Below are 11894 nucleotides of genomic sequence, written 5' to 3' on the forward strand. Positions count from 1 at the left end.
AGCGGATAGGTTTGCTACCGGCTCTGGCTATTTTTAACAAAGTGGACTGACTCTTGGCAACAGGTGTTTTCTTAATTACCTCTTTAACTTCTGGATCAATATTTTTAGCAATTTGTTTTCCTAATTGATATGTCCGCTTGTCATAACCTACCTCTTGAGCTAGTTGTACAGTTGTTTTACCAGGGGATGAAATCGATTCACCCCCTTTTTTAGTGTATTGGTTCTCTCCAGATTGAGCCCGCAAACCTATCCGCTCTAAGATTTGGTCTCTCTCTAGCCAGAATTCAGATCGTTCTAAGGCTTCTAGTTCATTACGAATGAGGTTTTCATCGATTTCAGCCAATCTGGCATGGTCTACGTCCTCACAAGTTACAATCCGGTATTCAATCTGTTCCACCCCCAAGAGCTTGCAAGCAGTTAGACGGTGCAGCCCTGCAATCAGATTGAAATTTTGATCAATGGTTATAGGGTTCAAGAGCCCGTTCGTCTTAATAGATTGCATCAACTGGGCAACTTTTTGGTCGTTCACAGGACGCCTGTTAGGCTGAATATTAACCCTATCAATGGCAATAAAGGACATAAAAGCTACCAAAAATTAACTGGGGTTATAGAGACAGACTATGGAGACTATAAGAAATATAGCAGAACAACAACTCTAGTAATCTTTCTTGACATTTCTTGGTATTAAATTGTGAAACTCTATATTTTTATAGAACATACGTAGTATTACGTGTCACAAAATTTTCAAAATTGAAAGCCGCTCTTTGCAATTGAAGCCTATACCTTAACAAATTGCTTCTATTTCTAACATCGGTATTTATCTGAAGGGTCAAATAACCGCTTTTTATATTTAATTTTGAGATCAGAGATTGCTTGCTTAATTGCAGATTCCCGCAATAATTCTTTAAAAGCTAGTCCCAGACTTTGATTAAATTATCAAGTGAGGATTTGTACTCGTAGTGTCACAGTAGTATTTATGATGTTTGCTTGCTCGTCCTGAAAGAAAGTATTTCATGAACGAGCTTCGCTTTTCCTACCTAAAAATTTTTTGGACAACCCGTACATCTTTGCACTGTCTACAGTCAGGCATAGCGTAATTTACCACCGCAGGCATCCCAACAAGGCGGGCAGTTACGCCAGGAGCAAACTTCATTAGCGATCGCAACACTTCATCAAGGAGAATCGCCTGCCCCGTTCCGACACTTGTCAATAAGCGGGGATTAATGCGATTATTTTGGACTTTATTGACATTAAGAGGTTCTTGTTGACAAGAGGCGTTTGCCCATCGCTTCTACGATCTAGGCTCTTGTATCCACCAAGATAGCTACGCCTGGGCTAAGTAAGTCGGCAAGAATAAACCAAGCTATATTACGAAACGTAAATACACCTTAAACCCTTATAAATGACAAATGACAAATGACAGCTTTAGCCAGTTAGCTTTATTTGCGTCGCTCTACTTAACTCTGATTATTTACGTTTAAACGCTGTATACTTGCCTCCTAAACCTTCCACAATCGTGCGTGTATTGGCAATCAACATTCCTTGGTAAGTCTCGGCCTCTGTTCCTTTTTCGCCCAAACCATCAGCAAACAATTCTCGGTCTGAAACCTTAACTTTTGCCTCTTTTGCTACAGCCTCTATGAGTTTCGGGTTAATTGTCGTCTCTGCAAAAATCGTCGGTACACCCTGTTTTTTAACATACATCGCCAATGCACCCACTCGTGCAGGTGTCGGCGCTTCTTCTGTGCTAATACCCCCTAGCGCTCCTTCAATGGGAATTCTATAAGCTTTGGAATAGTAACCGAAAGCATCATGGGTTGTCACTAATTTGCGTTGCTTGGGTGGAATTGTCGCAATCTGCGATTTAATCCAGCTGTCTATCTGGCTGATTTCATTTGTGAGTTTTTGCGTGTTGCTGGTATAGGTTGCAGCGTTCTTTGGGGCTACCTTTATTAATTCTTGAGAAATCACCTGTGCGATCGCTATGCCATTCTGGGCATTTTGCCATACATGAGGGTCGGTAACAGTTTTACCATCATCCTCAAACTGCTGAGGTTTGGGGACTGCAACTTCATTTACAGCCACCTTGGGAGCAGGATTTGAGGTAGCTTTAATTAGCTGGATTAAACTAGGTTCAAAATTGTAGCCACCGTAAAGAATTAATTTAGCCCGCTCAATTGCTTTGCTATCATCAGGTTTAGGTTGATACACATGGGGATCTGAGCCTGGATCAATTAAACACTTGAGGTCAATAGTATCACCTGCAATTTCTTTAGTTAAGCCACAAGTAACGGTATTGGTAGCGACTACTAACGGGCCTTTGTCATTGGCTTTTGGCGCTGGTGAAGTCCCAGTTTGAATAGCAGACGCGTTATCACCAAGGGTGGGAGTCGATTGGCTGGTTTGGGATGTTGGACTACATCCAAATACCCCGCACGTTAAGGCAAGAGCCGCTAAGGATTTCAATCGCAGTTTGTAAGATATCATAAATCTGATGACTTAAATTATATTGATTATCATTATCATATAAAATGATAAATTTATGTTAGAAGTTAAAAATTTAGCTGTAAATTACCGGGGAGTCACGGCGGTTGAGGATGTGAGTTTCCGTTCCTTACCGGGACAAATTGTGGGTGTAATTGGCCCCAATGGTGCTGGTAAAAGCACAATGGTGAAGGCGATTTTGGGCTTAGTACCAACCACGAGTGGAGTTGTAAAATTTCGCGATCGCGCTTTGAAACAGCAATTAAATTCTGTTGCGTATGTACCACAGCGATCGCAGATTGACTGGGATTATCCCATAACAGTTTGGAATGTCGTGTTGATGGCGCGGACTGTGCATACAGGCTGGTTTCGCGCACCTTCGCGGCCATCTCAAGAAATAGTTAAAGATGCTTTGGCGAGAGTGGCGATGCTAGAATTGCGATCGCGTCAAATTGGAGAGTTATCAGGCGGACAGCAGCAGCGAGTATTTTTAGCAAGAGCTTTAGCACAACAAGCCGAATTATTATTCTTTGATGAGCCATTTGTCGGAGTTGATAAAAAGACAGAAGCCATCATGTTTGAGGTATTTGAAGAACTAAAATCCCAAGGTAAGATTTTGTTGGTAATTACTCATGATTTAGGAATAGCTTTGACAAAATGTGATCAGTTATTATTGTTGAATAAACAAATGATTGCTAATGGTTCGCTGAAACAAGTGATGACAGCAGATAATATTCAACGTGCTTATGGAGATAGTATATTTATGTTGAATAGGGAAGTAGTTTAATGTTAGATTGGCTAATTGAACCCTTAAGTTTTGAGTTCATGCAAAGAGCTATTACCACAGCAATTCTGTTGGGTATTCTTTGCGCTGTTGTCGGTACTTATCTCATAGTTCAACGCATGGGATTACTAGGAGAGGTGATTGCTCATGCAGTTTTACCAGGACTAGCGATCGCCTTTTTCTTAGGCATTGATATTTTCTTAGGTGCATTTATATCTGGAACTCTCAGCACTTTTGTCATTACTTGGATTCAATCTCAATCCCGGATCAAAGTTGATGCAGCGATGGCGTTAGTTTTTTCGGGATTTTTAGCATTGGGTATCATGTTGATTACCCTATTAAAAAGCAAATTAGACCTGCATCAGTTTTTATTTGGTGACATCTTAGGTGTAACTACAGATGATGTGAAGCGGACTGTAATGATCACAGTTATTGTTTTGATTTTAGTTAAGCTATTTTACAAAGAATTGCTATTTTATACTTTTGACCCACTTGGCGCTCAAGCAAGCGGCTTACCAATTAATTTAATTCACTTTGGTTTAACTGGTGCTATTACGCTAACGATTATTGCCAGTATGCAAACCGTGGGTGTAGTCTTAGTTGTTTCCTTGCTGATTGGCCCAGGAATTACAGCTTATTTATTAGTGAAAGAGTTACACCAAATGATGCAATTAGGAGCAGCTATTGGTGTGATTAGCAGTGTAGCTGGAATGTATATTAGCTACTATTTAAATGTCCCATCAGGTGCGGCTATAGTGTTAGTTGTTTCCGGACTATTTTTATTAGCATTATTTTTTAGCCCTACTCAAGGAATTTTGACCAGACCAGAAATGGCTCATCAAAGAGCTAGGCTTTTTAGCCAGTTCAAATCTCACAATCCGAAATGATTTCAACTGGCTCATCCAATCTCAATTACTGTGGTACTTACTATTGGCGTAATACACCGTCTTGAATTCCACCTGATTCGTTCCAGGATTATAGAGAGTGTAGGTAGCTTGACCTAGTGTGCGTCCCACATTCCCCACCCCAATTACTTGACGTAGGCTAACGGTAAAAGTTTGAGGAGATACTTGCTTATCAAGAGTGGTAAGTCCAGTAGTAATAGAACCACTTTGTAGTTGATACTGAAAAGTTAAACCAGAACGACCGCAGAATAAGTTATTCGCTTGCATCCTTGAGAGTCTATCAAGCATTTGGATTGGGCGAGTTTCTGGAGTCAGTTCGTCATCCACACTTACCGTTGAGCCGTGGATTAACAAACAATCTAATTCAAAAAAACCAAAATCGAGGTTTCTCAACCATTGTACCGTCTGACGGGAAACGCACTCCCATAACAACTTTACTGTCTCTCCTCCATATTTTGCGATCAATTCAGGAGCATCCTCAGTTGCGCCCAGACCATGCAGAATAAAACACTGTTCTTCCCACCATCCCTTACAAATCAAGGGTTCTAATTCTCCCTGGCGTGGGTTAAGCACTCGTTCTACTAACTTCTCTGCTTCTGGTTTTGGCCCTACTAAATCGCCTAAAATATATAAAGCTTCTACCTTATCACCCTGACGCTTAATGTCAGCTATTACAGCTTCATAAGCTGCCAAGTTAGCTTCAATTCCACTCAAAATTGCCCATTTATTCATATCTTTTTTTTTAACGCAGAGGAACGCAGAGGAAAGCGCAAAGGGGCGCAGAGGAAGAGGAGGAGGGGGGAGAGATTACCTTGTGCAAACATGAGTCGGGTCATCTGCACGTTCTGCATACTCCAATCCATGCGCTAAACGCCAAGCAAAAATTGCGGGTAAACCTTTTTCAATAATCGCTGCACAGGTTTTTTGGTAGTCGTAAGCTACTTCGCGTAGTTTAACTTCTTGGGTATCTGTGTCGTAAATTACATAAGTAGCATTCGGTCGCCCATGTCGGGGTTCTCCCACTGAACCTACATTCACAATCCGTTTGAGAGGAGATTTAAAGCTAATTTCCTGTGCTTTTTCTCCTCTACCAACACTAATTTGTAGCTGTCCAGCATCCAGAGTCCGGGCGTAAGGTACATGAGTATGACCACAAAATAGTACATCTGATTCTGTGGACAATACTCGCTCTAGTGCTACAAAAGCGTCGAGTTGAGGTAGTAAATATTCATGGTTGCTATGAGGACTACCGTGAACAAAAGCTAAATTTCCCTCTTTGAGACTGTGGGGTAACTTGGCTAAAAATTCGCGGTTTTCTGGGTTAATTTCTTGATTAGTCCACTCATGAGCCTGTATTCCTCTTTTTTCTGCCAATAACGAGGGATAACTGCAATCGCAAGCGTTCAATCCTTCCACAATATCTTCATCCCAACAGCCGACGCAGGTGGGAATATCTAAAGACCGAATTTGAGCAACGACTGCATTGGGATGAGGCCCATATCCTACCAAATCGCCAACACAAAAGATTTTTTCGCATGAGTGCTGGTTGATATCTAGTAATACAGCATCCAGGGCTTCGTAATTGCCATGAATACATGAAATGACGGCTATTTTCACACTTTTTTCCCTTCTAATAAAATCTCTTTTACCTGTTGTTGGTATTGCAAAATCGCAGCGTCAGATAAACAGCAATCTGATAATGTTTGCCTTAAAGCTGCTTCATCCAAGTTTTTTCCCACCACTTCTAGTCCACTGAAACGCTGGGGTCTACCTTCCAAGTAGCGCGGTAAGTCTAATTCCAGAAAATCCGTTTGGGGAACACCAGCCACAAAATCACAGTAAAGTGACCTACCATCGTTAACGTCAAAAATGCCTTTAGCACGGGTGACAATACCGTAAGCACTGTGGGTGATTTCGTACCAAAATTCTTCTAGACTGTTTTCGTCAATTACTTGACCGTTGCTTGCCGCCCGCCATAAACTTTCAACAGTGTTGGTTTTGGTTGCTGCGCCGCGTACAATCTCCTTTGCCCAAGTATGATATTCGGAGTCTTTGAGGTCAGGTGGTAAAACTGCAATGGCACGGTAAGTTAGATTATCTAATAATTGTGCGTTAGCTGCGATCGCCGTAGGCATCGCTCCCAAGTCCAGATAAAATCCCCATTCAATGAAAACCGCATCTGCTTTGGGTATTTGGTTCAGAAATTCTACTCGTTCACCATCACCAAAGACTTGCATACCAGGAAATTCAATAGCTATGCGGGTTTGGTCAATGGGAACAGTCCCAGTACCAGGGCTGTAATAAATTATTTTCTCAACATCGGCGATATCTCGCATCTGTTGACAAATCCAGGTAGTTTTCCCAGCCCCAGATGAACCAGCAACGACAATAATGTTTGGTACAGACATAAAGATAATGATAATCATTTTTATGTGATTTGAAATATATTAGCAAGAAAAAGGTCGCGGATGCTTTGAGGCTGACAAGATAATATTTTTACTGTCTAATTCCATTTGATTTGCGTTCTCTCATATCGCTTTTAGTCTAAACTCCAGTTGAAAGCCCCTAGCTCCTTTGTGTCCTCTGCGCCTCTGTGGTTCGTTAAAAAAATGACCAACATCACTCAACCATCAAACTTCCCGACAATAGACCAACCCTCTTCTCCTAGATGTGTGCGGGTTTGTCAAAATCGCACTTGTAAAAAGCAAGGCGCCCTCAAGGTGTTAGAAGCTTTTACGGCTTTGCCAATTCCTGATGTCACAATAACGGCTAGCAGTTGTTTGGGACAATGTGGCAATGGCCCAATGGTGCTGATATTACCTGATATAGTCTGGTATAGCGGCGTTCAACCCGATGAAGTATCTCTACTGGTAGAAAATCATTTACTAGGTGGTCAAATAGTCAAACAGATGCTCTATCATCGGTTTCATCTCCAGAAATCAAACTAATTAACAATATCAATGTCTGCAATTTTTTTGACTGAAGCGAAGCATCCGATGAATATCCAGCATCTGCGTCAATCCTTAAAACAAAAGTGGCTGAGTTACTACGAGCAAAATATTCCCTGGCTGGTCAAAATGCGAATTTGGCGCACTTACGATGGTCTACGGCGTCCTTTGTCCGGTTTTATTTTGGCAACACTGTCTGTTTTGGAACCCCAGTTTGATGAAGTACTTTCTTTTATGCTGGATTTGAATAACGATCCAGATAAAATAGTCGCCGCTTTAGGTCTGAACTTCAATCCTGATGAAGAGTTACGTTTAATAAAATCGGAACATTCTATGGCTATCAGCCAAGTTGAAAGGGAGTCGCCAGACGAAAAGTATTCTGAGGATAAATATGTGTCATCGGTTGTAACTGCCGACAAGATTACGCCTCATTCTCCAAGCAAGACTCTAGATTCAAGCTTGCCACGCGCCGATCAACTTGTGTCATCATTTATGACTACTGCTGAAGTAGTTCGCACAACCAAACCTGAGTTGGTAGTTGCAAATGCAACTAAAGTTGCTCCAGATACTCCGGCAAAAACGCCCACTTCTGGTTTTCTAAGCAAATATCAACCACTAAGTAGCTACTTTGCAGCTTCTCGGCAGATATCACCTCTCGAACGCCTCCCTTCAGGAATGACGACTGAAGTTAACAGCAAAGCCAAAACTATGCCATCTGTGGCATTAGCTACCGAGGTTAAGAGCAACGCGCCATCTGTGCGAATCCCTGTAGGCGCATTGCTGGCAATTACCACTGAGATTTCTAGTAATGGCAAACCAGTGCGATCGCTAGCAATTACTGCTGACGCTAAAAACAACAATCAATATCCGAATATTCAACCACAAGACATGAAAACAAAAGTAAATTTGCCAACCACTAATGCCCGTAGTCTAGCTTCTTGGGTAGATGAATTTTGTTACGGTGCTAGGAATAAAGAAGATGTTTTGTCTTAAATTACTTATGGGTAATCGTGAGAAACAAATGGGATTTCTATGACTTCACCCTCGATTTCTCCCACTTGGACTTTTAAACCTACGCCACCAGCTTTGGTGCGAATGTAACCTAGTCCAAAGTAACCATCAGCCGTTTCTGTGTAACTGGTAAGTTTGCCGACCTTTTCATCTCCAACTGCGATCGCACTTCCAACTGACGCAGGGGCACTGAGTCGTATACCCAAAAGGTGTTGTTTTACACCTTTATATGTATTTAACCGAGCAATAGTTTCCTGCCCAATATAGCAACCTTTAGTAAAAGAAATTGTTTGCCACAAGCCAACTTCCAGAGGATTGTAATCATCTGTGAGTTCTGCATCTGGGGCGGGGCGTCCTTGTAAGATTCGCAAAGCATCCCAGGCGCGATCGCTCATCTCTATCGCCCCAGCTTCTAACAATTTGTTCCACACCGAAGATTTGTCCGTATAGGGGAAAGTGAAGGTGTATCCGGGAGCCGCTAATCCACTACCCACAGCAATCCGCACCCCCTCAGCCGGAGCAATTGTGTATACTTGGTGACTACCGTAAGGTTGGCCGATGAGTTCGCCAATACCCAACTTTTCTAAAACAGCGTCGCTTCCTGGGCCAATGAGGCTGAAGGTGTTGGTGTATTGTGTAATATCAGATAATTCCACCTTATCGGCAAAGAAAATATATTTATCCAGCCATTCCATGAGATATTGGCGGCGGTTGGGTGAAACCAGCAAGATTACCGCATCTTCTCTAACGTAGGCGGTTGCTAAATCAATAGTCCTGGCTGTGGAAGTGACGAAAACCGTATCACAACCTTGTCCTGGCTTGAGTATTTGGAAATTGTTAGTACTTTGGTTGTGCAAGAAATTGAGGCGATCGTCGCCCGATACTTTGATGCGTCCCCAGGCGGTGCGATCGCATATAGCAACCCCAACTCTGGCGGCTTCGATGGCTGCTGTGTCTTGATCGTCAAGTGTAGATGTTGGCATGGTGATGAGAAGTTGCCCTGTTTCAATGTTGTCGCACTGAAAATCTTAGCAAATAAGCGTTTGCGGCTTCAATGGTGTAGAGCTGAGAGGGGTGAGGCGATGCCTAGGTTGGGCTGCGCCTACGCTGTTTTTCAAAATTACATTGAAATTAGCGATCGCCATAATGGTATCGTGCCTGAATAAACTCAACTCGCTCATCACTTACTACGTAAACAATCCGGTCAGTTTGAGTGATTCGGCGCGACCATATATTTGCATCATAATATCTCAATCTTTCAGGATTGCCTGTACCTTGAAAGGGATTCCGCCTAATCTCTTCAACTAAAGATAACACGCGGAGTGCAGTTTTTCTATTTGTCTCTACCCAGTAGGTAAGGTCTTCCAGAAATCTCCGGTCAAAAACGAGGTTGCGTTCTAAATTATCTTCTTGAGAAGCTTCCGATTTGGGAAGTGCTTCTGGTTCTAAATTATCCGACATTGAATTTATTTACTCTTGTTCGTAAGCTAAGTCGGCAAAAATAAACCAAACTATATTACGAAACGTAAATACACCTTAAATCCTTATAAATGACGAAGGACAAATGACAAATGACAGCCTTAGCTAGTTAGCTTTATTTGCGTCGCTCTACTTAGAGCGAGAACTCTTTACGCAACTCGTCTATAGTTTGGGGCATATTAGTCTTAGCCTTAACACGTTGTAAAGCATCTAAAAGACGTGCTGCATTCTCAGGTGATTGAAACAAGTACGCTGTCTCTATGATGCTATTAAGTTCCGAAGTAGGAATGACGGATACACTTTCTGCACCTTCACGATTAACAACTACAGGTTCACGAGTGCTAATTGCCTCTTCGTAAATTTTTTCAAAATTATTGCAAGCTTCGGTGTAGTTCGTTTTGTTAGACATTTCTTGTTCCTTAATTTATCTGTTACTCTTTGCTGGCAGGTAACTAAAGACTTGCTTCAGCTTGAATTTTTTGAATGATGGTTAAATTGTCCTCTTTCAATTGGATGTGCCTTGCTAGAACTTGAGCGGTTTATTCTAGTACCTACTCAGATCATAACTTGGCTAAATCTTGCCGCAAACACTGCCCAATATATAGGACAATACACTTGGGTTAAGCATTTCCTCCTTCTCCTTCTCTCTGTGTTCTTTGCGCCTCTGTGGTTCGTAAAAAAAAGAGTTTCAGCCCTTTTGTGAACCGTATTGATATATAGGAATCATATTTGATTTCTGAAAAAATCTCAGTAGTGATCTAGGGTGCGTTACGCTTTGCAAACGCACCATTCCAAGCGTGTAGTGCCGTACTTTCTGCGCTAAACACCCTACGTGTATTTCAAAAATCAAATACTAGTCCTATATAACTTTAGCAAGGCTTCAGGTGACATATCTTGACTGGCTGCAATTTTTTCAAGCGATCGCAATGTATCTGTTGGTATCTTCATTGATACTGTCTCTGTAGTACTGTGTCTGAAGTATAGTTCTAATTTTTCTTCAGGCTTGTTCATATAGCTTTGTTTCAGTGCGAGTAGTGTGATGATTGGTTGATTAGGATGGGGTGCGATCGCCTTTAGTGTCATAGTGCAATTACTGAGGCAAATATTTTCATTAGTAATTTAAGCTGTACGTGCTTTAGCTAAACTTTCCCTCACATAATTAATTATGTCCTCTGAACAGTTCCAAGCAGCACACGACAGCATCTACAACACTGGCACACATCTTTTACAGTACCTTCAGGAAATTCGCCAAGGCCGCCTCAGCGAAGGAGATGATACCAAAGGTTTGCAGAGTGTCGAAGATGATATTAACAAAGCCCTACATGAATTAAAAGAGAATAAATATCAGGTGGCTGTGATTGCAGCGATGAAAGCTGGCAAAAGTACCTTTTTAAATGCCGTGATTGGTGCTGATGTTCTGGCGAGTGAGACAGCAGCGTGTACAATCTGTCGTACTGATGTCCGACATATTCCATCTGAGCAAATCCCAAGACTTTTGGAGTACCGAGAGGGACAAAGACGACCTATTGTTCTTGCTGAAGGTGACGCTGGAGAAATTCAACAGAAATTTCTAGTGCGTACCCGTGAGATTCGCGAGAAAGATAATCCTGACGATACCATACGCTTTGAGATTGAGTATCCTATCGAAGCCATTAGCGGACTCTCTTCCCTTGCTGGTTTTACTTTAGTTGACACTCCTGGCCCGAATGAGTGGGAGTCTAACAATTCCAATGTCAAACTCAAGCAAACTACACTGGAAGCACTGCGAAACTGCAATGCAATTTTGTTTGTTTTAAATTACGCTTCTTACAGAGATAATGCTATTTCAGGTTTATTTAAAGATGTCATAGAAAATCGCAACGAAATTTTATCTGAGAACACAGGGAAGATTTACTTCATCCTTAACAAAGTCGATCAGAAAACAGAAAAAGACAGAGAAATTGCTGATGTTATAGAAGACTTGAAACGAGAGTTAACTACCTTTGGCTTTCCAAATCCAATTATCTATCCTGCAAGTTCTAGACAAGGACTTTTAGCAAAACTGATTGGACAAAACAAGGCGACTGAAAGCCAGACAAAGGACTTCAAAAAGTTTTTTAGTGCCAGGTACGCCATAGAAGATGAAGAAGGCAACCAAATTATACCTGCGCCACACAAAATTGCACCAAAGGCTTTACAAGATAGTGGCTTACCTACGATTCAAAAAATAGTTATTGAAACCATCACTCAAAATGCTGGTTGGAATCTTCTCAGTGATGCATTGGCAAAACTTGATAAAGCAGC

General features: G+C 41.7%; 14 protein-coding genes. 5 read left to right on the top strand and 9 right to left on the bottom strand.

Annotated features, from left to right (window positions below; genetic code table 11):
• Together LC605_RS26950 and LC605_RS26955 are read right to left on the bottom strand one after the other, a co-directional pair.
• Positions 1 to 580: ParB N-terminal domain-containing protein (locus LC605_RS26950; protein ID WP_229550557.1), on the bottom strand; the 580-nt coding region annotated here is incomplete at its 3' end.
• 887 nt (positions 581 to 1467) lie between these two features.
• On the bottom strand, positions 1468 to 2487 hold the full coding sequence (locus tag LC605_RS26955) for a metal ABC transporter solute-binding protein, Zn/Mn family (protein WP_229550558.1): 1020 nt from the start codon (positions 2485 to 2487) through the stop codon (positions 1468 to 1470).
• A gap of 55 nt (positions 2488 to 2542) precedes the next feature.
• Between LC605_RS26955 and LC605_RS26960 the strand changes: the two genes are divergently transcribed.
• Together LC605_RS26960 and LC605_RS26965 are read left to right on the top strand one after the other, a co-directional pair.
• A complete protein-coding gene (locus tag LC605_RS26960; protein ID WP_229550559.1) occupies positions 2543 to 3271 on the top strand; it encodes a metal ABC transporter ATP-binding protein in 729 nt (242 codons plus the stop codon).
• Positions 3271 to 4155 carry a metal ABC transporter permease gene (locus LC605_RS26965; protein WP_229550560.1) on the top strand — a complete coding sequence of 295 codons (885 nt, stop codon included), beginning with the start codon at positions 3271 to 3273 and terminating at the stop codon, positions 4153 to 4155. The genes LC605_RS26960 and LC605_RS26965 overlap by 1 nt, the downstream gene beginning before the upstream one ends.
• Before the next feature lie 21 nt (positions 4156 to 4176).
• Here the strand turns inward: LC605_RS26965 and LC605_RS26970 are convergent, their stop codons facing one another.
• From LC605_RS26970 to LC605_RS26980, 3 genes are all read right to left on the bottom strand, one after another.
• The gene (locus LC605_RS26970) at positions 4177 to 4905 is read right to left on the bottom strand and encodes a metallophosphatase (RefSeq protein WP_229550561.1); all 729 of its coding nucleotides are present in this window, start codon (positions 4903 to 4905) and stop codon (positions 4177 to 4179) included.
• 75 nt (positions 4906 to 4980) lie between these two features.
• Positions 4981 to 5790, bottom strand: a complete 810-nt coding sequence (locus LC605_RS26975) for a metallophosphoesterase (protein WP_229550562.1) — start codon at positions 5788 to 5790, stop codon at positions 4981 to 4983.
• Positions 5787 to 6581, bottom strand: coding sequence for a GTP-binding protein (locus tag LC605_RS26980; RefSeq protein ID WP_229550570.1), 795 nt, complete (start codon positions 6579 to 6581; stop codon positions 5787 to 5789). Before LC605_RS26980 ends, LC605_RS26975 begins: the two co-directional genes overlap by 4 nt.
• A 201-nt stretch (positions 6582 to 6782) precedes the next feature.
• On the opposite strand from LC605_RS26980, the gene LC605_RS26985 reads away from it, so the two are divergent.
• Positions 6783 to 7121, top strand: coding sequence for a ferredoxin (locus LC605_RS26985; RefSeq protein WP_229550563.1), 339 nt, complete (start codon positions 6783 to 6785; stop codon positions 7119 to 7121).
• A 12-nt stretch (positions 7122 to 7133) separates the two neighbouring features.
• Positions 7134 to 8114 carry a DUF5331 domain-containing protein gene (locus tag LC605_RS26990; protein WP_229550564.1) on the top strand — a complete coding sequence of 327 codons (981 nt, stop codon included), beginning with the start codon at positions 7134 to 7136 and terminating at the stop codon, positions 8112 to 8114.
• A gap of 5 nt (positions 8115 to 8119) precedes the next feature.
• Here the strand turns inward: LC605_RS26990 and LC605_RS26995 are convergent, their stop codons facing one another.
• The 4 genes from LC605_RS26995 to LC605_RS27010 form a co-directional block, all read right to left on the bottom strand.
• A complete protein-coding gene (locus LC605_RS26995) occupies positions 8120 to 9115 on the bottom strand; it encodes a folate-binding protein YgfZ (protein WP_229550565.1) in 996 nt (331 codons plus the stop codon).
• 148 nt (positions 9116 to 9263) lie between these two features.
• On the bottom strand, positions 9264 to 9593 hold the full coding sequence (locus LC605_RS27000; protein ID WP_229550566.1) for a Txe/YoeB family addiction module toxin: 330 nt from the start codon (positions 9591 to 9593) through the stop codon (positions 9264 to 9266).
• A gap of 151 nt (positions 9594 to 9744) precedes the next feature.
• Positions 9745 to 10020 (bottom strand): type II toxin-antitoxin system Phd/YefM family antitoxin, encoded by a 276-nt coding sequence (locus tag LC605_RS27005; RefSeq protein ID WP_229550567.1) that lies wholly within the window; start codon positions 10018 to 10020, stop codon positions 9745 to 9747.
• 437 nt (positions 10021 to 10457) lie between these two features.
• Positions 10458 to 10694: a hypothetical protein gene (locus tag LC605_RS27010; RefSeq protein ID WP_229550568.1), complete on the bottom strand. Its 237-nt coding sequence runs from the start codon at positions 10692 to 10694 to the stop codon at positions 10458 to 10460.
• Between the two features lie 82 nt (positions 10695 to 10776).
• Between LC605_RS27010 and LC605_RS27015 the strand changes: the two genes are divergently transcribed.
• A partial coding sequence (locus tag LC605_RS27015) for a dynamin family protein (RefSeq protein WP_229550569.1) occupies positions 10777 to 11894 on the top strand: 1118 nt, incomplete at its 3' end.

This window comes from Nostoc sp. CHAB 5836 (genome assembly GCF_020829445.1).
Classification (GTDB): domain Bacteria; phylum Cyanobacteriota; class Cyanobacteriia; order Cyanobacteriales; family Nostocaceae; genus Nostoc.